The organism is Streptococcus minor DSM 17118 (assembly GCF_000377005.1).
In the GTDB taxonomy this organism is placed as follows: domain Bacteria; phylum Bacillota; class Bacilli; order Lactobacillales; family Streptococcaceae; genus Streptococcus; species Streptococcus minor.
This window is the reverse complement of sequence record NZ_AQYB01000025.1, coordinates 1-24,213: the sequence shown is the minus strand read 5'-3', so window position 1 is coordinate 24,213 and position 24,213 is coordinate 1. Positions and strand designations below refer to the sequence as shown.

Genomic DNA, 24,213 nt, shown 5'->3' with positions numbered 1-24,213 from the left:
TTATCCTTCTCCTAGAAATAATGTCTTCATCTCATCAATATGAGATTGCGTTAAACCGAGCATACACGAGATATTATAGATGAAGCTCTCCATACGTCGTATATATTTTTCATGCCCTATTGGTGAGTCTTTACTATCTACAAATCCTGTAATTCCCACCAGAATAAGCTCAGCTGTTTCAGCAGGATAAGGAGTGTCAAACAGTCCAGTCTCAATCCCTTCGACAATTAACTGAGTCAGAACAGGAGAGAGTTTTTCAATTAGCAGTTGGTTGCTTTTTTCGTGAAAAAGAGCATTTTGTGGTTGATTAAAGTACTCAACAATTTCTTCATCACCAGTTAGCTGTGTCAAGTTTATTGAAGAAAAGAAGGCTATAAATTTTTCAAATTGGCTCAAATGAGGATTACCAAGTACAATTTCAATTTTTTTCAAAACTTGGTCAAGGAGTCGTTCAATAATCGCATCCATGATAGCTTCTTTTGATTCGAAGTGGTAGTAGAGTGTACCACGTGCGATGCCTGTTTTGGATAAAATATCGCTAATAGAAGTCGCATCAAATCCTTTCTTCATAAACAGTTGAAGCGATGTGTCTAAAATTTTATCTTTTTTTGTCAGCATGTCATTCACCTATTTTATTTATTAGACTGACAGTCGGTCTATATTTTTATTATAAACTGAAAAGGGACAACTTGTCAACAAAAAAGCAAGATATGGATGAAACTATTCCCAAGACTTGCAATCTTTGACCTCCTAGGATACAATAAGAGAGTGACTTCCCTTAGTTAAATGGATATAACAAATTCCTCCTAAGAATTAGTTGCTGGTTCGATTCCGGCAGGGAAGATAAAAATACAGTAAAAGACCTGAGGTAGGCCTCAGGTCTTTTGCGTTTATTTTACGTTCAACTTTTCTTTTTGATAAGTACGGGATTGGGCCATGATATCTGCAAAACTATCCCTAATCGTTGTCCTATACTCTGGATTTTTGACCAGAGATTCGATTCTCTCAAGGACTGCCTGTTCACGACTGGTATCCAGAATAGCTTTTCCGCTCTCCTTTTTATAGGCCGCTACTTGATTGACTAGGTCCATCCGCTTTTCTAAGAGATGAACTAGCTCCGTGTCAATACTATCGATGTTCTTGCGAATGTCTTCTAAAATCATATGTTTCCCTCCAGATTTGACACTATTATACCAAAAAAGGAGTGGCTTGCCCACACCTTACCAACTGGCTTTTTTCACACCTGGAATCTGTCCTTTATGAGCTAAATGACGAAAATTGATCCGACTAAGACCGAATTTTCGCATGTAGGCATGGGGCCGACCATCTATTCTATCCCGTAGCTTCAGTCGGTTTGGATTGGAGTTCAGTGGTAATTTTCGTAACCCTTCATAATCCCTCTTCGCCTTTAGTTCTTGTCGAAGAATGGAATAGCGCTCAATGAGCATCAGCTGCTTTTTGTATTTGGCAATTTTTGATTTTTTGGCCATGAGATTCTCCTTTGCAAAAAAAGTTAACTGGTTAATTATATAATTTTTCAAAGCATTTGACAAGAAAAAACTCGGAAAGATTCCGAGCTTTTTGTATTTATCCTAAAGTTGCCACCAAATCGCTGGCAAATTGTTCAAGATTTTCAATGTCTTCGTCTTCTGCTGCCAAGTCTACCTTGACATTTTCGGCTCCTTTTTTGGCACCACGTGATGCCAACATGGCATCAAAGTCATCTACAGCTGTACAAAAGTCATCGTAGAAGGTATCTCCCGAACCACAGACACCATAGACTTTGCCAGAAAGGTCTAAATCAGCTAAATCGCTATAAAAATCAACGAACTCATCAGGAATTTCGCCATCACCACCATAAGAATAAGTATAAGTTGCAATGACAATAAGGTCTGCTTCCAGAATTTCCTCGGTCTCGATGGTCGTGCACTCATCGTTGTGAACCTCGAGCCCTAGCTCTTCTAACTTGCTAGCCACGATATCTGCGATTTCTTCTGTATTTCCAGTCATGCTGGCATACACAACTTTTGCTAAAGCCATAATATCCTCCAAATATAAATTACTACTATTCTAGCATATTTTTAGAGAAATGGTGCATATAATTTTGCTAATTTCTCTAGAAGAAAATCTTTTTCAGAAGAAGTACAAAAAGCCGCGTGAAGGGCATTCTGATTGAAGGCTAGAAAGTCAGAAGTAGTAGTACCGAAATGATTTCTAAAGAGATGGTATTCTCTTGTTAGGCTTGTATCCGAGACTGTTCGATTGTCCGTATTGATAGTGATTTTTGCTCCTGCTGATGTTAATGCTAGATAAGGGAACTCCTCTATAGTTTTAGCAGCCTTGGTTTGCAGATTACTAGTCAGACAGAGTTCAGCAGTCGCTCCTTGATGAATAAATTCTTGAATTAGTTCGGGTTGATCATGAATAGCCGTCACGTGCCCCATGCGCTTGATACCTAGCTTTAACGTATCTGCGATATGATTGGGACAGCCACATTCCCCAGCGTGTAGCGTCATGGGATAACCAAGCTCTTGAACTTTCCGAATGAGTTTTTCAATGTGTCTAGGTGGGAAGCCATGCTCATCACCAGCAAAGTCAAAACCTACCAAACCTTGTGGTGCAAACTCTACGATATTGGATAAGATATCGTAGGTAAGGGCTGGGTCAGATTGTCGCATACCACAGACGAGTGCCTTGGCTACGATGCCAAACTCTTCTTGCGCTTGTTGGAGCCCTACCAAGACCGCTTCTACTGTCTCTCTTGCTGATAGATTTTTGTCCATGGACAATTCAGGAGCAAAGCGGATTTCTATATAGATGACATTTTCTAAAGCTGCTTGTCTGGCTACATCATAGGCAGCTAACTGGAGCGCTTCCTTAGTTTGTAGAAGCGGACGCACAAAATCAAAGGTCTTTAGGTAGTCTATGAGACTTTCTGTCTGACTCGGCGCTGTAATCAAGGATTTCAGTTCTTCATCCGAATCAGGAAGGTAAATAGCAGCCATCTTGGCCAATTCTCGAATGACCTCCATAGAAAGCGAACCATCCAAATGACAGTGAAGTTCGGTTTTTGCCAGTTGTTTGTAAAAATCGGTCATTGACATTTTACCTCATCGAGTTATTTGTACTATCTTAACATAAAAGACATAGATTTCAATAGGTTTTTCCAAAAAATAAAATATTTTTATCTACATAGGATAAAGACACCATGCTAGGTAGCGAATTTTTGAAAAAATCCCCTTAATCTGCTAGGATGAAGCTAGAAAGAAGAAAAGGAGAATGCGATGTCTGATTATCAATTGCCAGAAGTCTGGGAAAATCCAGCTAATATAGGAGGTGCTTGGGGAGGATTAAACCAACCAACGGCTGGGGCTCGTTTTGAACAAAGATTACCTGTAGGAGACAAGCCTTTGCAGGTTTATTCGCTAGGAACACCCAATGGTGTCAAGGTAACCATTCTTTTGGAAGAACTCAAAGAGTTGGGTGTTATGGAGGCAGACTATGATCTTTATCAGATTTCAATCAGTTCGAGAGACCAGTTTGGAAGTGGTTTTGTTGCCCTCAATCCTAATTCCAAAATTCCTGTCTTGTGTGATCAATCTGGAGAACAGGATATTCGTGTGTTTGAATCGGCCAATATTCTTCTTTACTTAGCAGATAAATTTGGTCACTTTATTCCGAGCGATTTTGCCAAACGGACAGAAGTCCTTAACTGGCTCTTCTGGTCAACAGGAGCAGCTCCTTTTTTGGGTGGAGGATTTGGTCATTTCTATCATTACTCTCCTGAAAAACTGGAGTATCCAATCAATCGTTTTGCAATGGAGGCGAAGCGTCAGCTGGATTTATTGGACAAGGAATTAGCCAAGAAATCGTATATTGCTGGCGAAGTCTATACCATTGCAGACATAGCTATCTGGTCTTGGTATGGTCAACTAATTCAAGACAAACTATGGCCTAAAGCGGGACATTTTCTGAATGTTCAAGAATACAAGCATCTCCAAGAATGGACTTCTAGAATTGCCCAACGTCCTGCTGTCCAACGTGGATTGGGTGTGGACTATAAAGCCATCCAATAAAATTAAGGAAGAGTCAGTCCACCCCAGGATTGGCTTTTTCATGGTATAATATGTGGATAATCTATCAAAAGAGGATGTACTATCAGTGTTTCAAGAAATTTTAGAAAAAATTAAGGCCTACCAGACCATCATTATTCATCGGCATCAAAGGCCTGATCCCGATGCCCTGGGGAGCCAAGTAGGTTTGCGAGAATTGATTCGCTACCACTTTCCGGAGAAAAAGGTTTTAGCAACTGGAGAAGATGAACCCAGCTTAGTCTGGATAACCAAGATGGATCCAGTACTAGACAGTGATTATGAGGGTGCCTTGGTTATTGTGACCGATACGGCCAATACTCCTCGTATTGATGATGACCGATATACGCAAGGTGATTTTCTCATCAAAATTGATCACCACCCCAATGAGGATGTTTATGGAGACCTAGTTCATGTAGACACCACAGCCTCTAGTGCTAGTGAAATTATTGCAGATTTTGCCTTGGAAACAGGCTTATCTCTATCAGATGAGGTGGCTCGTCTTCTCTACACTGGTATTATCGGTGATACTGGACGATTTCTTTATCCAACGACCACCAGCAAGACCATGGAAGTTGCGAGCCTGTTACGCCAACATGATTTTGATTTTGCAGCTATTTCTCGTCAGATGGATTCCTTTCCTTTTAAAATTGCTAAGTTGCAGGGTTATGTTTTTGATAATTTAGAAATAGATGAAAATGGTGCAGCCAGACTCCTTCTAAGTCAAGAAATTCTACAGAAATTTGAGGTAACAGAGGCTGAAACAGCAGCTATTGTCGGAACGCCTGGCAAGATTGACAGTGTTGAGGCTTGGGCAATCTTTGTCGAGCAAGCTGATGGAGCCTACAGAGTCCGCCTACGGAGTAAGACAGTTGTCATCAATGAGATTGCCAAAAGGCATGACGGTGGTGGACATCCTCTAGCTAGTGGGGCCAACTCATCAGGTCTAGTAGAAAACGAGCAGATTTATCAAGAAATACAAGAGGCAGTGGTGCATGCAAGTAAGTAGCAGACGTATTCGCCTAATGGGGACACCTATTGATATTAAGATTTGGCATGAGGAGCCAGAGCCCATTTTGGATCAGGTAGAGGAGCTTTTGTATCTCTACAAGGATCGCTTTTCAGCAAATGATTTGACCTCAGAGCTCATGGAAGTCAATCTCAATGCAGGCGTTCAGCCAGTTCCAGTTGCTCCTGATTTGTATGAATTGATTGAGCTTGGTAAGGAACACTCCTGCGCTCCAGATAGTCATCTAAATATTACTATTGGTCCTCTTGTGCAGACGTGGCGGATTGGTTTTTCCGATGCTAAGGTACCTGATCAAGAGACCATTGTAAAAAAGTTAGCTTTGATCAATCCTCAAGATATCGAGCTTTTTCCAGATGAGCAAATGGTGTATCTAAAAAAAGAAGGGATGGCTATCGACTTAGGGGCGCTAGCTAAGGGGTACATTGCTGATAAAATCATGGATCATCTGAAACGGATAGGAGTGACAGCTGGACTCATCAATCTCGGGGGGAATGTCTTGACTATGGGAAAAGCCACTCACAATGATGATGGACTCTGGCGAATCGGTATTCAACATCCTAAGCGGGCGCGTGGAACTAATGCCATCATTATTAAGATTGGTGAAGAATCTGTCGTAACCTCTGGTATTTATGAGCGGACCTTAGAGTTTGAGGGGCAGACCTATCATCATATCTTTGATAGTGAGACTGGCTATCCTGTAGCGACAGATGTGGCCAGTTTGACCATCGTTTCCAAAAAGTCCATTGATGGAGAAATCTGGACCACCCGGCTCTTTGGCTGCTCTGTTTTAGATATTTATAATACAGTGGTCGCCCAAGAGGGCATAGAAGCGATTATCATTACCAAGGAGGATCAACTCATTTATACACCTGGTTTGGCAGGAAAAATACAGTAGATTGGGAGGGGTTATGATCAATCAGAAAATTCATTCCACAAAAGACTTACCCATAAAAGACCTTCCATCTGAAGAGAGTTTACTCTTGGTATCAACAGATGCTAATGCAGGGGCTTCAGAAGGTTATCTCGGTCAACGAATAGTACCTGATGCAGTATCTGGAGCATCGGCTATCTAGTTTTTTTGAAAAAAGCGGAAAAAGTTCTTGCAAAAGTAATTTATTTTTGATAAAATGTCATCATATCTATGGTCTCGCAAAAGAGACTATGGCAGAAAGGAAATTTTTAAAAATGAGAAAAGATATCCATCCAGAATATCGTACTGTAGTCTTCATGGACACAACTACTGGTTACAAGTTCCTTAGCGGTTCCACAAAGAACTCTAAAGAAACTGTAGAATTTGAAGGTGAAACTTACCCACTTATCCGTGTGGAAATTTCATCAGATTCACATCCATTCTATACTGGACGCCAGAAGTTTACCCAAGCAGATGGCCGTGTCGACAAATTCAACAAAAAATACGGTATCAAATAAGAAACAATACAAGGTTGAACTTAAACCGCTCTCAAGATTTGAGAGTGGTTTTCTTTTGCTTTTTCTTCAAAAATGGGTATTTTTTTGCTATACTGAATGTAGTTTAGTATGAATGTGTTTTGAAAGTAATGGGGAAAGATATGAAGATGAAAAGCGGCTCAATTGAGAGTCGGATTGATTATAGTGTGATTTTGCCAACTCTTTTTTTGTTGATTATTGGTGTACTGGCAGTTTATGTGGCAGTTAGTCAAGATTATCCTAATAATGTTGTAACGGTAGTGGGACAGCAAGTTATGTGGATTTTCTTAGGGATTCTGCTAGCTTTTTTGGTCATGTTTTTTAGTACCAAATTTCTTTGGCAGGTAACACCTCTTCTCTACTTGCTAGGCATCGGACTAATGGTTTTACCTCTCTTTTTCTACAGTCCATCCTTGGTGGCTTCAACAGGGGCTAAAAACTGGGTCACAATCAATGGTGTTACCTTGTTTCAGCCCTCTGAATTTATGAAAATATCTTATATTGTGACGATGGCGAGAATCATTGTTGCCTTTCATCAGAAACATCCTAAACGGGGGATTAAAAAAGATTTTCAGCTAATAGGCTATTTGGTACTTTGTACCCTTCCTATCTTTATATTGCTTGGATTTCAAAGGGATCTGGGGACGGCCTTGGTTTTCTTAGCCATTTTTAGTGGGATGGTTCTCATGTCAGGAGTTTCTTGGAAGATTTTGCTACCGGCTATTATTTTTGCTGTGTCTCTAATCGCAGGTTTTCTTTTACTGTTTACGTCGCCTGGAGGCACTACCGTACTTCACAATATAGGTATGGATACTTACCAGATTAACCGCATAACCGCTTGGTTGGATCCTTTCAAGTATGCCCAGTCTACAACCTACCAGCAGGCTCAAAGTTTGATTGCCATAGGAAGTGGTGGTATGACAGGTCTTGGATTTAACAAGAGTAATCTCCTAATTCCTGTACGGGAAAGTGACATGATTTTTACAGTTATCGGGGAAAATTTTGGCTTTGTTGGTGGCTTGGTGGTGATTGCCCTATATTTCCTCTTGATTTTTCGTATGCTAAGGGCTACCCTCCTTTCTAACAATCGCTTCTACACTTATATTGCTACTGGTTATATCATGATGCTCCTTTTCCATATCTTTGAAAATATTGGGGCGGCTACAGGAGTTCTCCCACTGACAGGTATACCACTTCCTTTTATCTCACAGGGTGGCTCTTCAATTATCGCGAATTTGATAGGAGTGGGTCTGGTACTGTCCATGAGTTACCAATATTATTTATCAGAAGACAAGCGACTCAGTAGGTCGAGATCTTATAAAAAAATTACCATAAAAAGGGTAGAAAGATAGGTGATATAATGCCAAAAGTTGCTGTTATTTTTGCACAAGGATTTGAAGAAATCGAAGCCTTGACGCCAGTAGATGTCCTGCGTCGGGCAGCTATCGAATGCGATATGATTGGTTTGACTGACCAAACCGTCACAGGTTCCCATGCTATTTCCGTTCTTGTGGATAAGGTCTTTGATGGGGATTTATCGTCTTATGACATGATTGTTCTGCCAGGTGGTTTGCCTGGAGCCCATCATCTTCGTGATCATGAAGGGTTGATTGCAGCTCTGCAGACAGAAGCTAGAGCTGGTAAGTATATTGCAGCTATCTGCGCGGCTCCTGTTGTCTTGGACCGGGCTGGACTTTTGGCTGGGAAAAAGTATACCTGCTTTCCTGGACAAGAGGACAATATCCAGTTGGGGCAACATCAGACAGACTTGGTCGTTGTGGATGGGCAGATTGTTACCAGTAGGGGAGCTGGTACAGCCCTGGCTTTTGCTTACAAACTGGTTGATCTCCTTGGTGGAAATGGGACTCAGTTGGCCCAAACCATGGTTTATGATCAATTATTCCAATAAAGGAGATATACCAAACTTTCTACAGGAAGCGTCTGAAAATCGCTTCCTTTTTCTATGAAAAGTACAAAAAATATGGTATAATGAAGGGTAAACGTATTGAAAAATTTCAATAATAGTTAAAGGAAGTAGCATGTCAGAAGAAATCAAAGAAATGCAAGAAAAAGCACAAGAGTATGATGCTAGTCAGATTCAAGTTTTAGAAGGTTTAGAGGCAGTGCGTCTCCGTCCAGGTATGTATATCGGGTCGACTGCGAAAGAGGGATTGCACCACCTAGTTTGGGAGATTGTGGACAATTCAATCGATGAGGCCCTTGCAGGGTTTGCGTCCCATATCCAGGTATACATTGAAAAAGATAATTCAATCACCGTTGTGGATGACGGGCGTGGTATACCGGTTGATATTCAAGAAAAGACAGGTCGTCCAGCTGTAGAGACAGTCTTTACGGTTCTTCATGCTGGCGGAAAGTTTGGCGGTGGTGGATACAAGGTTTCAGGTGGTCTTCACGGAGTCGGCTCTTCCGTCGTCAATGCCCTCTCTACACAACTGGATGTCCATGTTCATAAAAATGGTCAAATTTATTTCCAAGAATACCATCGAGGTGAAGTGGTAGCAGATCTTGAAGTGGTAGGTACAACAGACCGAACTGGCACAACTGTTCACTTCACACCAGATCCAGAAATCTTCACAGAAACAACTGAGTTTGATTTTGCAAAGTTGGATAAGCGAGTTCAAGAGTTGGCCTTTCTTAACCGAGGTCTGCATCTCTCCATTATTGACAAACGAGATGGTCTGGAGCAAACCAAGGACTATCATTACGAGGGTGGGATTGCATCCTATGTGGAATTTTTGAACGAGAATAAGGATCCCATCTTTGAAACGCCTATCTATACCGATGGTGAAATGGATGGCATCACAGTCGAAGTAGCCATGCAATATACCACATCTTATCATGAAAATGTGGTTAGCTTTGCCAATAATATCCATACCCATGAAGGCGGTACACACGAGCAAGGTTTCCGTACAGCCTTGACACGCGTCATCAATGATTATGCTAAGAAAAACAAAATTCTCAAGGAAAATGAGGATAATTTGACAGGAGAAGATGTCCGTGAGGGTCTGACAGCTGTTATTTCTGTCAAGCATCCTAATCCTCAGTTTGAGGGACAAACCAAGACCAAGTTGGGCAATAGTGAAGTTGTGAAAATTACCAACCGTCTCTTTTCTGAGGCCTTCTCTGATTTCTTGATGGAAAATCCTCAGGTTGCTCGTCGTATTGTCGAAAAAGGTATTTTGGCTAGCAAGGCTCGGATAGCAGCTAAGCGAGCACGCGAGGTAACCCGTAAGAAATCAGGTTTGGAAATCTCCAACCTGCCAGGTAAATTGGCTGACTGTTCTTCTAATGATCCAAGCCAAACAGAACTCTTCATCGTGGAAGGGGATTCTGCCGGTGGTTCAGCTAAATCTGGACGTGATCGTGAATTTCAAGCGATTTTGCCAATCCGTGGTAAGATTCTGAATGTAGAAAAAGCCAGCATGGATAAGATTCTAGCAAACGAGGAAATCCGCTCTCTCTTTACAGCGATGGGAACGGGTTTTGGGGCTGATTTTAATGTGGAAAAAGCTCGTTATCAAAAATTAGTGATTATGACGGATGCAGATGTCGATGGTGCCCATATTCGAACGTTACTTTTGACTCTTTTTTACCGGTATATGCGTCCGATTGTCGAAGCAGGCTATGTCTATATTGCCCAACCACCAATTTATGGTATCAAGGTGGGCAGCGAGATTAAGGAATACATTCAGCCAGGAACCAATCAAGAAGAAGAGTTGCAACTAGCCTTGGCTAGACATAGTGAAGGCCGATCCAAACCAACCATCCAGCGATACAAGGGTCTAGGAGAAATGGATGACCATCAACTCTGGGAGACAACCATGAACCCCGAAAACCGTCTCATGGCGCGTGTTACAGTGGACGATGCGGCAGAAGCAGATAAGATTTTTGATATGCTCATGGGAGATAAAGTTGAGCCTCGCCGTGACTTCATTGAAGAAAATGCTGTCTATTCGACGTTGGATGTCTAGAAAATGCAAAAAATCAAGTGCATGTATTAGAAAAGTATGGTATAATGAAGCGATATTTTCTAGTAACTTTAAAACCCCTTGTCTATCAAGGGGTTTCATTGTTTTTGAAATTCTAGTTTGGGTAAAAGTGGCATTGAAGTGGCGCTATATTTGAATTTCATTGAGTCTGTCAATCATTTTATTAGCCATTTTTTGGGTAACATGAGTGTAAATTTGAATGGTAGTCTTTGAATCAGCATGACCAACTCTGTCCATGATGGCGGCCAAAGGTATACCCATTTCTGCCAGTAACGAGATGTGAGAATGACGAAAGGTGTGGGCTGTTATATGGCTAGACAATCCAAAATGCTTGGCATTGGTTTTGAGTGAGATGTCAAATGCTGAATTCGAATAAGGCAGTCCTTTTTCGTTAAAAAAGATATAGCCTTCTGTATTCCTTCTGTGAGCCTCTGTATTCAATTTTAGGGCGTTGTCGGCTATTTGGTCTAGGATGTAATTTAAAACGATTCTAGGGGCTAAAATGGAACGCTCAGAACGTTCTGTCTTGGTCGTAGTCTTCCTGCCTTGTGTTTTATCATAAGTACCTCGGATGTGGATGGTTCCATTTTCAAAGTCAATATCATCTTTGGTCAAAGCCTGAAGCTCTCCAAAGCGTAAACCTGTCATATAGAGGATAGCCACAATTCGCATGGTTCGCTTGTTTGTTTTCTTGGCATAGTGCTCGAAGACAGTCCGGAACTCATCTTTGGAAATGTAGTCCAATTTTTTCTTTCTTTTTTCTTCCAGAGTCATTTTTTTCTTCGGACTCTTCAGAGTTCTGGTAATGTCGTTTTGGATATAATCTTTGTCAAGACCATAACCCATGATTGCCTTTATGCGTCCGACATAGAGCTTCATAGTGTTAGTGGAGAACCCTTGAGAGAAGATTAGGTTGATTTTGTCCTGGAGATAGCGCTTGTTGATATTTTTAACCGGGATGTCCTCGACAGTGTCTAGGAGCCTCTTGTCTATATGTCGGTAAGTGTAGAGGGTGCGATGCTTGACTGATAGTTTCCACTCGTCGTAAAAGCGCTGGTATAGCTCATAAAATGTGATGTCCGATGCATTTGCTGATAAAGTGTTTTGCCTAATGCGCTCTTGCAGGATTTTGGCAGCCTTATTCCTATTCTGTGAGCTGTCAGATGGAACAATGGTAGTTGCTCTTCGTCTCTTGTTGGTATATGGATCTTTGTACTCTGCTATATACTTCACACGGCCATCAGCCAAATATTCAGGATACATTTGATTTTTACCTCATTTCTGTGTTAAAATGGGTACAAAGAAATGGGCCATTTAATGCCTATTCTTTATACTAGACACCTCACACTCAAAGTTTCGACGCGGAGAGTGTGGGGATTTTTTATTTAAAATTTTGAGCGACCTCGACAATCTCTTTATAGTAATTTGAGATTTCTAAAGGTGAGGTTATTTCAAAAATGCCAGCATTTCGGATTTCGATGGTCGTTTTAGCAGAATTTACACGATACCGCAAAATCCATTTCTTAATGTTGTCATCAAGTAGCACGTTGAAATAACTCTTGTTATCACGATAGTAGACACGATCTGGGGTGACGATATCTTTCAGGATCATCTTAACGACCGTATAGGCTTCGAGTTCTTCTGGTGTTGTGACGATGGCACTTTCTCGCGTTGTTGTTTCTTCTGGTTCAACCACAATTTCTTGCTTGGTTTCGACAGACGTGTTGAGTGCAGCACTTAATTTCTCGTTGACCATGTCGGTAATAAATTGGGAGAATCCTTTGACAATGATAGGTTTAAATGTAGCCAATGCTGCCTGAGTAGCCCTTCCTTCATAAATTTCCGAAACAAGGTACTTCAGGAAAGCGTCAGACGGTTCTTTGATGTTTTCAGACAAAAAGCCCTTTAAAATGCCTAGGTATTTCAATTCGGAAGCAGATGAGACGATATTATCTATATCGAAATTTCCTTTATGGAATTTAACGATTTCGACAAATTGATTGTCGCGGATATCAGTCACATCAAAACTGAGGAATGGTGTTGAATCCATTTTATTTGGCTCATCCAAATCAGTAAAGAAGCGGTACTCACGGCCATTAGTCAGAATGCCAAACTTAGAAGAAGTAGTGCCAAAGTATCGGAAGAGTTGTGAATCGTGCTTTGTCAATTTTTCGTTGATTGATTTGCACTCTATCAGGATTTGAGGTTGGTCATCGATAATAATTGCATAGTCGACTTTTTCACCTTTCTTGATACCCACATCAGCAGTAAATTCAGGAACAAATTCTAATGGATTGAAAATGTCATATCCGAGAGCTTGAAAAAATGGCATAATAAAAGCATTTTTCGTTTGCTCCTCATTTGTGATATTTGCTGCCAAATCAGTTACACGCTTACCGACAGCTTTTATACCATCTTTTACTTTATCGATTTCCATATTATTCTCCTTTATTTATTAGATTCCAACAATATTTTTAAACTCTTCCTGGATCATTTCTTGGCCCCAAGAAGTTGAAATTTTATGCCTATTGGCAAATTGTAACCAATTAAAATCGCTAGGTTCATATTGAGTTAATTCTTCTTCAATCAATCTTTTCACCATAAACCTATCGGCTTGGTTTTCGTATTGAAGAAGAAGTCTCTGATATTTGATTGGGTCATGATGTATATGACCTAGTTCGTGCAGCAATACTTTGTGCTTATCATCGTCTGTTAGATTGTTTTTTATAAAAATAGTTCGGATTCCAGGGATGTAGAATCCGTCCCGCTTCCACAATTGCTCTTCAAACAGACAAAGTCCAATATTATTCTCTTTTAAAAATTCTTTGTCCGTTTTAAACATTCTACTGTCTTCCTACTAGATATATTTTTATTATTTCTGCAATAGCAGCCTTATCTTCATCTGATAATGGTTTTCCATCAAATACCATCGCTGTTTCAGCTAGATCATTGACATCAACCTCCTTTCCATCGTAGATATAATTATCTTCTTTGGCAATGCTTGGGTTGTTTGTTCTACCGAGCAGATAGTCGGTAGATACGTTAAAATAATCCGCAATTTCTGCAACACGTTCAGAACTAGGAATTTGTGTCTTGTACCGATAAAGAGTATTTCTTGGGTACCCCATTTTTTCTTCTAACGTATTCAATGAAATTCCTTGCTTTTTGGCAAGTTCTTTTATTTTTTCGAATGTCGAGAACATTGGTAACTCAACCTTTCTAGGCATTACGAAAAATATTTTAACTTTTTCGATAAAAACACTTGACATGTTTTAATGAATAGATTAAAATATAATGTGTAAAGCGAATATTTAAGCGAAACAAAAAACGAAAATAAAGCTAAAAATAATAAACTGTGGCAAGTTATAAAATTAGTTTAATGCGTTTATTTGTTTGATGTTTTTCTTATACATTAATTTTAACTAATTCGATAAAAAATGTCAACAAATTACATGAGAATTCGCTAAAAAATTCGCTTTACAATTTTGAAGAGAGGAGTAGAGCATGAGTCAACAACATAAGAAATGGGTTGAGCTAGTTGAGCAACGGCTTAAAGAAAAAGGCTGGAATAAAGCAGACCTTGCACAAGCTGTTGGGTTGAGTAGCCAAGGGACTATTACAGATTTGCTAAAATCTGGAAAAGGCAGTGCAGATTTGAAACTTCGCGTTTCAAAATTACTCAGCATCCGCGAGCCTTGGGAATTGTTTGAAGGTAGCTGAGTGCAAAAAAACCACTGCGGGAACAGTGGCTGTGAAAAAATAACTATAAATAGTATATCACAGAAAGGAGAAAAGAACAATGGAAGTTGTCAGAATAAACGATGTCATTATTGAAAAGATTTCTGCCAATGATAAGGAACTTTCCCGTATTTTTGGGCACAGTTCAAGAGCCTGTGGGATCCGCAGGAGAGAAATGCAGAAATTACCAAGCCAAGCAAAATATTTACGTGATGGCATGGTCACAGTTGCTGGATTTGACAGCTACTTGCAGTATCGAAAATCTCCAGAATGGGAGAAAGAAGTCAAACAAATGGAGAAAATGGGAATCTATATTAGAAGAAGGGAAACAAAATGATTGGAATTGAAAACATTATTGATGAAATCATTAGCTATACCGGCCAAGACCGAGAAACACTGCGAGGGTTTAAAAAGTACGACCTATTATGGAAGCGTAATTTGCTGAGAGGGGGACATGCAGCATGACGACAATTTTAACAATCGCCCTTGTGGCCATGAGTCTGGTAGCATTTACAGCTATTGGCTATGGATTTTACATAATCCACAAAATCAACTCATATGAGTATCGCAAAAAAGAAGCATACAGATTCCTTAAGGAAGAACGCAGAAAGGCAGGATTAGCATAATGACAGTAACTATTAACCGGCTTGAAATCGAAAACGTCAAGCGTATCAAAGCAGTTAAAATCGAACCATCCGCAACAGGTTTGACAATCGTTGGCGGAAACAACAACCAAGGGAAAACAAGTGTACTGGACGCGATTGCTTGGGCATTAGGTGGCAATAAGTACAAGCCTAGCCAAGCTCAACGTGAGGGCTCGCAGGTACCGCCTACGCTAAAAATCGTAATGTCTAACGGTCTTATCGTAGAGCGTAAGGGTAAGAATGCAAGTCTAAAGGTAATTGACCCAAATGGTCAAAAAGGCGGTCAGCAACTGCTAGACAGCTTTGTGGAAGAGCTTGCTATCAACTTACCTAAATTTATGGAAAGCACCCCAAAAGAAAAAGCAGACACGCTTTTGCAAATTATTGGTGTTGGTGACCAACTGGCAGAGCTTGAGCTAAAAGAAAAAGAAATTTACAACAACCGGCACGCTATCGGTGTGATTGCTGACCAGAAAGAAAAGTTTGCTAAAGAACAAGAATACTATCCAGATGCTCCTAAAGAGTTAGTTAGCATTGCAGAGCTTATTCAACAACAGCAAGCAATCTTGGCTAAAAACGGTGAGAATGCTCGCAAGCGTCAAAATCTAGCCAACTATCAGGCTCAACTTGATAATCAGACAGCACTGGTCAACCGACTAGCTCAACAACTGGAAGAAGAACAAGCTAAATTATCGAAATTGGCTAATGATGTGGCTATTGCTCAAAAAGATGCCATGGATCTACTGGATGAGTCAACTGCAGAAATCGAAGCAAATATTGCTCAAATTGACGAAATCAATCGCAAGGTACGTGCCAATCTTGATAAAGAGAAGGCAGAGGAAGACGCGAAAGCACAGCGTGAAGAGTACAACACGTTAACAACTGAAATTGAAGCAGTACGAAAAGAAAAGCGTGATTTGCTGACTAATGCAGACCTACCGTTGCCAGATCTAGTGGTAGAAGATGGCAAACTTCTATACAAAGGTCAAGAATGGGATAACATGTCGGGTTCTCAGCAACTCATGGTAGCCACTGCCATTGTCCGTAAACTCAAGCCAGAATGTGGCTTCGTGCTCATTGATAAACTGGAGCAGATGGATCAAGTCACACTTAAGGAATTCGGCGAGTGGCTGAAGCGTGAGGGCTTGCAAGCTATTGCGACACGAGTATCGACTGGTGACGAATGTTCGATAATAATCACCGATGGATATTCTGAAGAAAATCCAAACTATGAATCTCATAAAAATACAACTGCCAAGCCTTCTTGGGAAGGTGGATTTTAATGGGACAATTTATTGATATTACAGGGCATAGATTCGGTGAATTAACTGTAGTAGAACGGTCTCAATATACGGGGAGAGAAGCATTTTGGAAATGTCGGTGCGATTGTGGCAGAGAAATCATTACTAGAGGGTCATCTCTTAGGAATGGTTCATCAACAACTTGTGGTTGTTCTAGAGTAAGACACGCAAAAACAGGTAATGCAAAGCGTACTCATGGGTTTACTGGAGAGCGACTGTACAGAGTGTGGATGGGCATGAAACAAAGGTGCTATCTAAAAACACATAATCGGTATGCGAATTATGGCGGAAGAGGTATCACGGTTTGTGCGGAATGGAAAGATTATTTGAACTTTAGAAAATGGGCGTTAGCTAATGGATATGATCCAAATGCTCCGAGAGGAAGCTGCACTATCGATCGTATAGATGTTGATGGAAATTACGAACCGTCAAATTGCAGATGGGTAGACTCAAAAATTCAAGCAAAAAACAGGAGGTAAACACATGCAAATTACAAAAGGAAAACGGGCACGAGCCCAACGAGTAGTCATCTATGGACCAGAGGGAATTGGTAAATCTAGCTTAGCAGCACAATTTCCCAACCCTCTCTTTATCGACACGGAAGGCTCAACCGACAACATGGATGTTACTCGGGCAGATAAGCCCACTAGCTGGACTATGCTCATGAATCACATCGCATTTGTCAAGGCCAATCCGACAATCTGTCAGACCTTGGTCATTGACACAATCGACTGGGCAGAAGCCTTGGCACTGCAATACATCTGCGCTCAGCACGGCAAGAGTGGTATTGAGGACTTTGGCTGGGGCAGTGGCTATACTTATCTCATCGAGGAAATCGGTCGTCTATTGGACAGACTGCAGGAGCTTGTCGAGCTCGGCATCAACGTGGTGCTGACTGCCCATGCCCAGGTAAAGAAATTTACCAAGCCCGATGAATTAGGGGGCTATGACCGCTATGAGCTCAAGTTGAGCAACAAGAAGACTGAGACTAACGTATCTGCCAAGGTCAAGGAGTGGGCCGATATGGTCTTATTTCTCAACTACAAGACCTATATCATCACGGACGAAAAGACCAAGAAGCAGAAGGCACAGGGTGGCCAGCGTGTCATGCAAACTACGCACTCGCCAAGCTGGGACGCCAAGAACCGTCATAACTTGCCAGAAGAGTTGCCTATGGACTTTGCAGCGATTGCTCATATCTTTGCTCAAACAGTGACAGAACAACCAGCACAATCACAGCCAATGCATGAATCCGCACATGCTGTACCAGAACAGGCTCAAGAAGCAGTTCCTAACCAGCCTGCTCAGCCAGTACCTACACAGGAAATTAACCCACTAATTCCACAAAGCCTGCGTGATTTGATGACCACTGCCCGTGTGAGTCAAGATGAAATCTTGCAAGCTACTTATGTCAATGGTATCTATCCACTAGGCACGCAGATAGAAGCGATTGACGCTGGCTATTGGGATTACATGGTTACAGTTTGGGATAAGGTCCTAAATGTCATCAATACAAAGGTACGGGCCAATCCAGAAGTACCCTTTACGGTCGAAGGTGAGTAAGTTTAGACCATTTTGGGTCTTAGAAATTATTAGTAAATTAAATATTGAAATTAAAGGAGAAATAACATGACACAACAATACAATCAACCAGAGCGCGAACTTGGATGGGAAGATGAAATCGTTAATGATGGCGGTGAATTTGTCTCGCTGGTGCCGGGTGACTATCAATTTACGGTAAAAGGTGTAGAGCGTACCCGTCACACACCAAATACTCAAAATCCAGGGAAGCTTCCTGCATGTAACAAGGCTGTCGTATCCATTGAAATTGAAACTGCAGATGGTACAGCTCAACTAAAACACAATCTGTTCTTGCATACCTCAACAGAAGGAATGCTATCAGCTTTCTTTGGAGCGATTGGCCAGAAAAAACACGGGGAACCATTGCGGATGAATTGGAACATCATTGGCGCTAAAGGCGTTTGCCGTATCAACAAGCGAAAAGGCACTGGTCAATATGCGGATCAGGAATTTGACAACATCAAGTCCATGATCTATGCAGATGAAGTTGATTGGTCAAAAGTTCTAAATGCTAGCCAACCACAACAACCAGCTTATCAACCACAACAGCCACAGGGACAATATCAACAACCAGCTTATCAACCTCAACAGCCAACACAGCCAATGCAAGGTGGCTTCAAAGGATTTTAAGGGGGGTCTGAATGCAACTACGAGATTATCAGGAAGAGGCTCGTGGTGCAGTCCAGCAGGAATGGCAATCAGGTCGCAAGCGGACATTGTTAGTTCTGCCAACAGGTTGCGGTAAGACGATTGTCTTTTCCAAAATCATTGAAGACCGAGTGCGCATGGGCGAGCGTGTGCTCGTCCTTGCTCATAGGTCGGAACTGCTGGAACAGGCCTCTGACAAACTAATGACCGCCACTGGGTTGGGCACAGCCTTAGAGAAGGCAGAGAGCACATCTATTGGCTCATGGTTTCGAGTAGTTGTTGGTTCTGTACAGACCTTGCAACGCGAGAAGCGGTTGAGTCAGTTTCCACCGAACTATTTCGACACTATCATCATTGATGAGGCTCATCATGCTATCTCAGATGGCTATCAGCGTGTCTTGCAACACTTCGACGACAGCAATGTCTTGGGCGTTACTGCAACGCCAGACCGAGGCGACAAACGAAATCTAGGGCAGTATTTCGACAGTCTAGCCTATGAGTATTCCTTAGTGCAGGCAATCAAGTCTGGCTACCTTTCCAAGATTACTGCCGTGACGATTCCATTGACCTTGGACCTATCAAGCGTGTCTATGCAGTCGGGAGATTTTAAAGCAAGCGACCTTGGGACTGCGCTTGATCCATACCTTGAGCAGATAGCAGACGAAATGGTCAAGCAATGTGCAGACCGTAAGACAGTGGTCTTTCTGCCACTGGTCAAGACTTCGCAAAAGTTTCGTGACATCTTAAATGCCAAAGGTTTTAAGGCTGCTGAAGTCAACGGAGAATCCAAGGACCGTGCAGAGGTCTTGGAAAACTTTGACAAAGGTAAATACAATGTCCTTTGCAACTCTATGCTCTTGACAGAAGGCTGGGACTGTCCATCTGTTGATTGTGTGGTAGTGCTTAGACCAACCAAGGTACGAGCCCTATATAGCCAGATGGTCGGACGTGGAACTCGACTATTTCCGGGAAAAGAAAATCTATTACTGTTGGACTTCCTGTGGCACACAGAGCGACACGAACTCTGCCGACCTGCTCATCTTATCGCGGGCACAGAAGAAGTAGCTAAGAAAATGGTTGAGAATATGGAAGATGAGGCTGGGGCCTTGTTTGACATCGAAGAGCTGGAAGTAAAATCAGCAGAAGATGTAGTGGCTCAGCGTGAAGAAGCACTGGCCAAACAGCTGGAAGAAATGCGGAAACGGAAACGCAAGCTGGTAGACCCATTGCAGTTTGAGATGTCTATCCATGCGGAAGATTTAGTGGACTATGTACCAGAATTTGGTTGGGAGCAGTCGCCTGTTTCCGACAAGCAAAAGAAAGCTTTGGAAAAATTCGGCATTTTCACAGATGAGATTGGCAATGCTGGTAAGGCAGCGAAATTACTGGATAGACTGGCCAAGCGTCGTGATGAAGGCTTGACAACACCAAAACAAATCAGGCTACTGGAACGCTATGGTTTCCGCAATGTTGGTATGTGGCAGTTTGACCAAGCTAGGTCTATGATTGACCGCATTGCTGGCGCGGGTTGGAGATGTCCAGCAGGTGTGAGACCAAAAGAATATCAACCAGGATAGGAGAATAAATGACAGAAAGAGAATTTGACCTCATCCCATTGCTTGAATACATTGACCCATCTGTCTTGTCTTATCAAGACTGGGTCAATGTAGGTTTCGCTCTTAAGCAAGAGGGCTATACTGCAATGGATTGGGATGTGTGGTCACAGAAAGACACAATCCGATACAAGAAAGGTGAGTGTTTTAAGAAATGGGATAGCTTCCAAGGTGGCAGTCTAGGCACTGTGACCGGGGCGACAATCACGCAGATGGCCAAAGAAAATGGCTGGGTGTCTGAATTTAGAATGACTGACGAAGCCCATGAATTGGGTTGGAATGACACTATTGACCGTGATTATAAAATCGTTGATAAAAACTGGTTGGAATCAAAAGAAATTCGAGAGCCTGTGAATTGGCAACCTGTCCAAGAATTGATTACTTACTTAGAGACAATCTTCAATAGTACAGACAATGTCGGCTATGTCACGCAGACTTATCAGATTGACACTGATAATGGGCCAGTATTTAAACCAACACAGGGAGCGTTTGATAGGACAGCTGGAGAGTTAATTCAACTTTTACAGAGTTGCAATGGTGACATCGGCGCAGTCTTCGGCGACTACAAGGAAGAAGCTGGGGCTTGGATTCGTTTCAATCCACTGGACGGGAAGGGTGTTAAGAATGACAACGTGACTGATTTCCGCTATGCCTTGGTTGAGTCTGATAGCATGGAACTAGGCAAGCAATATGCACTATTCAAAGAGTTGGAATTGCCAATTGCTGCCTTGGTCCATAGTGGGAAGAAATCCCTGCATGCTATCGTCAAGGTAGATGCGAGAGACTACCAAGAGTACCGAAAGCGTGTGGACTACATTTACCAAATCTGTAAGAAGAATGGTTTGGATATTGATACCCAGAACCGCAACCCTAGTCGATTATCACGTATGCCTGGTATCATGCGAAACGGTAAGAAGCAGTTTTTGATTGATACTAACATCGGAAAATCTAACTACGAAGAATGGTACCAGTGGATTGAGGACTTAAACGATGACCTGCCTGATCCAGAAGGATTAGCAGAGTCTTGGGATGATATGCCAGAATTGGCTCCTGAATTAATCAAGGGTGTGCTTAGACAAGGCCATAAGCTACTCATGGCTGGTCCGTCTAAGGCTGGTAAGTCATTTGCCTTGATTGAACTCTCAATTGCTATTGCAGAGGGTATCAAGTGGCTGGGCTGGGAATGTACCAAAGGCAAGGTCCTCTATGTCAATCTTGAGTTGGACAGACCGTCGGCCTTGCATCGATTTAAGGATGTCTATGCAGCTATGGGTGTACCAGCTAACAATATCCAAAATATTGACATCTGGAACTTACGCGGTAAGACCGTCCCGATGGATAAGCTAGCACCAAAACTTATCCGACGGTCTCTGAAGAAGAATTACATTGCCATCATCATTGACCCAATTTACAAGGTCTTGACGGGTGACGAAAACTCAGCAGACCAGATGGCACATTTTACAAATCAGTTTGATAAGGTAGCTACTGAGCTGGGATGCAGTGTGATTTACTGCCACCACCACTCAAAAGGTAGTCAGGGCGGTAAGAAGTCAATGGACCGTGCGAGCGGGTCAGGAGTGTTTGCTCGTGATCCAGATGCATTGATTGACTTAGTAGAGCTTGAATTGACTGAAGACTTGCTGAAGTTACGAGTTGATAAAGCCAAATGTGCCATTTACCAGCGGGCTTTGCAAGAACGCAATCTAGCTTACTATCAACAGGAAGTGACATTGGACGACTTGGAAAGCAGGGCACAGATGCAGCAACATTTTGAAAAAGCTATCAATGACATCATGGTCCGAAAGGTCTACTACGACGAAATCGAAAAAGTCGTACATGCGATAGAGATTTCCACTGCGTGGCGTGTCGAAGGTACGCTACGAGAGTTTGCCAAGTTTAAGCCAGTCAACATGTGGTTTAGCTATCCAGTGCACAGTGTGGACACATCGGGTGTGCTGGCAGATATACAGTTGGAAGAAAGCAAGCCGAATTGGCAGAAAGCTAAAGATGGCAGGAAATCAAAAAAAGATAAAGCTGAAGAGAGAAAACAAAAACTGGATACAGCATACGGTGCATTATTTGATGGAACTACCCCAGTTTCTTTAGATGAACTCCAAGAATACATGGATGGAGTATCTGAAAGAACAATTAGAAATTACATAAAAGAACATGGTGGATTTGATATCAAGAATGGAATTGTATATCAAAAATCCAAATAGTGAAGAAAGAAAAAAACAGGAAAATTTCTAAGAAAAAAACAGGAAAAGTTATGTTTTTTTCCTTTTCTAAATTGTGAAAAAAATAGGAAATTTCATTTTTTCTAAATTGTGAAAAAAACAGGAAAAGTTATGTTTTTTTCTGGAAAAAGAAACGTTACAACTACTAAAGTAGTTGTTAAAGTGTTTTTCTTTCTGTCGAAAGTCAAAGAGAAAAGGAAAAGGGGCTGTAAGTCCTGCCCCTTTATCCTTTATCTCATCTTTGACAAAGCGCACAAAAAACAAAACAAAAAATATATGGAAAGATGAAAGGTAAAATAAATATGGAAGATTATCAAAAAAGAGTGATTGAAGAATACAAGCAGCTTAAAACGCGTTTTATCAGATTGAAGAACTTTATCAAAGAATATGACAAAGGCAATACTCAAGATTGGGATTTGCAATATCCTATCGAAGTCTTGAAAATGCAATGTCATGCTATGCAAGTGTATTGTCAAATTTTGGAATTTCGTGCAAAACTTGACGGCATTGACCTCAATCCTAAAAAACGGTACACAGTGGCTATCCCAGTTGGTAATGGGTTTTATAAGACACTTGTGCAACATTCTAAGACAGGAAATTTAGTATTAGGTGACTATAACTATGCTTCCCTTAAGTTACTTGAAAAACACAATAGGAATGTTCCTGACGGAGGAATAACCGAGGACAGGATTAAAAAATCTTCTTGTTCTTGGGCATGGCAGTTCGCGAAGGAGTTAACAGATGATTGATTTTTTCCTGCCAATGAAAAAAATACCGACTGTGACCCACCAACAGAAACAAGTCCGAGTGGTCAACGGTAAGCCACAATTTTACGAGCCTGAAAAGCTAGCAGATGCCAGGGCTAAGTACGAAACATTGCTGGCTAGGCATGTACCTCCTGACAAGTTGCAAGGCCCAATTCGTCTGACAGTCAAATGGTTATTTCCTCGGACGAAGAAATCCAAGCATGGCCAGTATAAGACTACTAAGCCAGATACAGACAATCTGCAGAAGTTGCTCAAGGACTGCATGACTGCTGTCGGTTTTTGGGAAGATGATGCCCAAGTGGCCAGCGAGATTGCAGAAAAGTTTTGGTCAGATACGGTCGGGATCTACATTAAGATTGAGGTGTTAGATGAATTACATTGATTTTTTTGAAAATGAAATCCCAAACTGGATGCGAGCCAGCAACCAGAAGATGCAAGAAGTTGGTTTTGCGACAGATGCATACTGGGACTGGGTTGTGTGGTCTATGGCAGAAGTCTGTAAGAAATATAACGACGATGAGTTTGTGAAAAAACAGTTTGGGCTAATTTTTGAATTGCTAGAGGAGAAAGCAAAATGACAAAATTCCAAGAAGGACAAACCGTTTGGGTAAAAGCCGATTTTGCCGGCTATGCTGGGGCAAATCAAGCTTGGGTTTTGATTCAGGGCGAGGCAGAACTGGCACAGTTGGAGGATATTAGGGAGAAAGTGGATTGAAATTCCTAGACTTATTTGCAGGAATCGGCGGTTTTCGTCTCGGCATGGAAGCAGCAGGACATGAATGCGTTGGATTTTGCGAGATTGACCCATTTGCCAGAAAGAGCTACAAAGCAATACATGACACGAAAGGAGAAATAGAATTTCATGACATCACAACAGTCACAGATGAGTCTGTTCGAGGAATTGGACGTGTGGACGTTATCTGCGGAGGATTTCCGTGTCAGGCTTTCAGCATTGCTGGAAAACGAGCAGGATTTGAAGATACTAGAGGGACTCTATTCTTTGAGATTGCTCGGTTCGCATCTATTCTCAGACCTAAATATCTATTCCTTGAGAACGTCACAGGACTCCTCAACCACGATGACGGCCATACATTCGAGACCATCATC

General features: G+C 41.6%; 31 protein-coding genes. 22 read left to right on the top strand and 9 right to left on the bottom strand.

Going from position 1 to position 24,213, the window contains the following annotated elements; all coding sequences use genetic code 11:
* The 5 genes from F602_RS0102000 to add all read right to left on the bottom strand — a co-directional run bounded on the left by F602_RS0102000 (position 1) and on the right by add (position 3,104).
* Positions 1–618 carry a TetR/AcrR family transcriptional regulator gene (locus tag F602_RS0102000; RefSeq protein WP_018166289.1) on the bottom strand — a complete coding sequence of 206 codons (618 nt, stop codon included), beginning with the start codon at positions 616–618 and terminating at the stop codon, positions 1–3.
* A gap of 272 nt (positions 619–890) precedes the next feature.
* Complete coding sequence (locus F602_RS0101990) at positions 891–1,163, bottom strand: chorismate mutase (RefSeq protein WP_018166288.1); 273 nt, start codon at positions 1,161–1,163, stop codon at positions 891–893.
* 57 nt (positions 1,164–1,220) lie between these two features.
* Entirely contained in the window at positions 1,221–1,490 is a 270-nt protein-coding gene (rpsN, locus tag F602_RS0101985; RefSeq protein ID WP_018166287.1) for a 30S ribosomal protein S14, read from the bottom strand.
* Between the two features lie 97 nt (positions 1,491–1,587).
* Positions 1,588–2,040, bottom strand: coding sequence for a flavodoxin (locus tag F602_RS0101980; protein ID WP_018166286.1), 453 nt, complete (start codon positions 2,038–2,040; stop codon positions 1,588–1,590).
* Between the two features lie 41 nt (positions 2,041–2,081).
* Positions 2,082–3,104: an adenosine deaminase gene (add, locus tag F602_RS0101975; RefSeq protein ID WP_018166285.1), complete on the bottom strand. Its 1,023-nt coding sequence runs from the start codon at positions 3,102–3,104 to the stop codon at positions 2,082–2,084.
* A 180-nt stretch (positions 3,105–3,284) separates the two neighbouring features.
* Between add and yghU the strand changes: the two genes are divergently transcribed.
* The 8 genes from yghU (at position 3,285) to gyrB (ending at position 10,559) form a co-directional block, all read left to right on the top strand.
* Positions 3,285–4,076: a glutathione-dependent disulfide-bond oxidoreductase gene (yghU, locus tag F602_RS0101970; RefSeq protein ID WP_018166284.1), complete on the top strand. Its 792-nt coding sequence runs from the start codon at positions 3,285–3,287 to the stop codon at positions 4,074–4,076.
* An 85-nt stretch (positions 4,077–4,161) separates the two neighbouring features.
* Positions 4,162–5,100, top strand: a complete 939-nt coding sequence (locus F602_RS0101965; protein WP_018166283.1) for a DHH family phosphoesterase — start codon at positions 4,162–4,164, stop codon at positions 5,098–5,100.
* A complete protein-coding gene (locus F602_RS0101960) occupies positions 5,087–6,016 on the top strand; it encodes an FAD:protein FMN transferase (RefSeq protein ID WP_018166282.1) in 930 nt (309 codons plus the stop codon). Before F602_RS0101965 ends, F602_RS0101960 begins: the two co-directional genes overlap by 14 nt.
* A gap of 13 nt (positions 6,017–6,029) precedes the next feature.
* Positions 6,030–6,194 (top strand): hypothetical protein, encoded by a 165-nt coding sequence (locus F602_RS10865; RefSeq protein WP_018166281.1) that lies wholly within the window; start codon positions 6,030–6,032, stop codon positions 6,192–6,194.
* A 112-nt stretch (positions 6,195–6,306) separates the two neighbouring features.
* A complete protein-coding gene (locus F602_RS0101950; protein ID WP_018166280.1) occupies positions 6,307–6,549 on the top strand; it encodes a type B 50S ribosomal protein L31 in 243 nt (80 codons plus the stop codon).
* Positions 6,550–6,677: 128 nt separating this feature from the next.
* The gene (locus tag F602_RS0101945) at positions 6,678–7,919 is read left to right on the top strand and encodes an FtsW/RodA/SpoVE family cell cycle protein (protein ID WP_425423261.1); all 1,242 of its coding nucleotides are present in this window, start codon (positions 6,678–6,680) and stop codon (positions 7,917–7,919) included.
* 8 nt (positions 7,920–7,927) lie between these two features.
* Complete coding sequence (locus tag F602_RS0101940) at positions 7,928–8,476, top strand: DJ-1 family glyoxalase III (RefSeq protein WP_018166278.1); 549 nt, start codon at positions 7,928–7,930, stop codon at positions 8,474–8,476.
* A 130-nt stretch (positions 8,477–8,606) separates the two neighbouring features.
* A complete protein-coding gene (gene gyrB, locus F602_RS0101935; RefSeq protein ID WP_018166277.1) occupies positions 8,607–10,559 on the top strand; it encodes a DNA topoisomerase (ATP-hydrolyzing) subunit B in 1,953 nt (650 codons plus the stop codon).
* Between the two features lie 144 nt (positions 10,560–10,703).
* Here the strand turns inward: gyrB and F602_RS0101930 are convergent, their stop codons facing one another.
* The 4 genes from F602_RS0101930 to F602_RS0101915 form a co-directional block, all read right to left on the bottom strand.
* A complete protein-coding gene (locus tag F602_RS0101930; RefSeq protein ID WP_018166276.1) occupies positions 10,704–11,840 on the bottom strand; it encodes a tyrosine-type recombinase/integrase in 1,137 nt (378 codons plus the stop codon).
* Between the two features lie 118 nt (positions 11,841–11,958).
* Positions 11,959–13,014, bottom strand: coding sequence for a type I restriction endonuclease (locus F602_RS0101925; RefSeq protein ID WP_018166275.1), 1,056 nt, complete (start codon positions 13,012–13,014; stop codon positions 11,959–11,961).
* Between the two features lie 18 nt (positions 13,015–13,032).
* Positions 13,033–13,419, bottom strand: a complete 387-nt coding sequence (locus tag F602_RS0101920) for an ImmA/IrrE family metallo-endopeptidase (protein ID WP_018166274.1) — start codon at positions 13,417–13,419, stop codon at positions 13,033–13,035.
* A gap of 1 nt (position 13,420) precedes the next feature.
* A complete protein-coding gene (locus F602_RS0101915) occupies positions 13,421–13,780 on the bottom strand; it encodes a helix-turn-helix domain-containing protein (RefSeq protein ID WP_018166273.1) in 360 nt (119 codons plus the stop codon).
* 301 nt (positions 13,781–14,081) lie between these two features.
* Here F602_RS0101915 and F602_RS0101910 point away from each other — a divergent pair, with 301 nt between their 5' ends.
* The 14 genes from F602_RS0101910 to F602_RS0101835 all read left to right on the top strand — a co-directional run.
* A complete protein-coding gene (locus F602_RS0101910) occupies positions 14,082–14,297 on the top strand; it encodes a hypothetical protein (protein WP_018166272.1) in 216 nt (71 codons plus the stop codon).
* A gap of 79 nt (positions 14,298–14,376) precedes the next feature.
* Positions 14,377–14,652, top strand: a complete 276-nt coding sequence (locus F602_RS0101905) for a hypothetical protein (RefSeq protein ID WP_018166271.1) — start codon at positions 14,377–14,379, stop codon at positions 14,650–14,652.
* Between the two features lie 124 nt (positions 14,653–14,776).
* Positions 14,777–14,941 (top strand): hypothetical protein, encoded by a 165-nt coding sequence (locus F602_RS10860; RefSeq protein WP_018166269.1) that lies wholly within the window; start codon positions 14,777–14,779, stop codon positions 14,939–14,941.
* Positions 14,941–16,242: an AAA family ATPase gene (locus F602_RS0101890; protein WP_018166268.1), complete on the top strand. Its 1,302-nt coding sequence runs from the start codon at positions 14,941–14,943 to the stop codon at positions 16,240–16,242. The genes F602_RS10860 and F602_RS0101890 overlap by 1 nt, the downstream gene beginning before the upstream one ends.
* The gene (locus F602_RS10250) at positions 16,242–16,739 is read left to right on the top strand and encodes a hypothetical protein (RefSeq protein WP_018166267.1); all 498 of its coding nucleotides are present in this window, start codon (positions 16,242–16,244) and stop codon (positions 16,737–16,739) included. The genes F602_RS0101890 and F602_RS10250 overlap by 1 nt, the downstream gene beginning before the upstream one ends.
* A 4-nt stretch (positions 16,740–16,743) precedes the next feature.
* The gene (locus tag F602_RS0101880) at positions 16,744–17,823 is read left to right on the top strand and encodes an ATP-binding protein (protein WP_018166266.1); all 1,080 of its coding nucleotides are present in this window, start codon (positions 16,744–16,746) and stop codon (positions 17,821–17,823) included.
* A 66-nt stretch (positions 17,824–17,889) separates the two neighbouring features.
* The gene (locus F602_RS0101875) at positions 17,890–18,471 is read left to right on the top strand and encodes a hypothetical protein (RefSeq protein WP_018166265.1); all 582 of its coding nucleotides are present in this window, start codon (positions 17,890–17,892) and stop codon (positions 18,469–18,471) included.
* A gap of 11 nt (positions 18,472–18,482) precedes the next feature.
* Entirely contained in the window at positions 18,483–20,066 is a 1,584-nt protein-coding gene (locus F602_RS0101870; RefSeq protein ID WP_018166264.1) for a DEAD/DEAH box helicase, read from the top strand.
* Positions 20,067–20,074: 8 nt separating this feature from the next.
* Positions 20,075–22,321 carry an AAA family ATPase gene (locus F602_RS0101865; protein ID WP_018166263.1) on the top strand — a complete coding sequence of 749 codons (2,247 nt, stop codon included), beginning with the start codon at positions 20,075–20,077 and terminating at the stop codon, positions 22,319–22,321.
* Positions 22,322–22,623: 302 nt separating this feature from the next.
* On the top strand, positions 22,624–23,088 hold the full coding sequence (locus F602_RS10245) for a crAss001_48 related protein (RefSeq protein ID WP_018166261.1): 465 nt from the start codon (positions 22,624–22,626) through the stop codon (positions 23,086–23,088).
* Positions 23,081–23,488, top strand: coding sequence for a RusA family crossover junction endodeoxyribonuclease (locus F602_RS0101850; protein WP_018166260.1), 408 nt, complete (start codon positions 23,081–23,083; stop codon positions 23,486–23,488). The genes F602_RS10245 and F602_RS0101850 overlap by 8 nt, the downstream gene beginning before the upstream one ends.
* Complete coding sequence (locus F602_RS0101845) at positions 23,475–23,684, top strand: hypothetical protein (protein ID WP_018166259.1); 210 nt, start codon at positions 23,475–23,477, stop codon at positions 23,682–23,684. Before F602_RS0101850 ends, F602_RS0101845 begins: the two co-directional genes overlap by 14 nt.
* Complete coding sequence (locus F602_RS10855; RefSeq protein ID WP_018166258.1) at positions 23,681–23,821, top strand: hypothetical protein; 141 nt, start codon at positions 23,681–23,683, stop codon at positions 23,819–23,821. Before F602_RS0101845 ends, F602_RS10855 begins: the two co-directional genes overlap by 4 nt.
* On the top strand, positions 23,818–24,213 hold a 396-nt coding region (locus F602_RS0101835; RefSeq protein WP_018166257.1), incomplete at its 3' end, for a DNA cytosine methyltransferase. The genes F602_RS10855 and F602_RS0101835, both read left to right, overlap by 4 nt.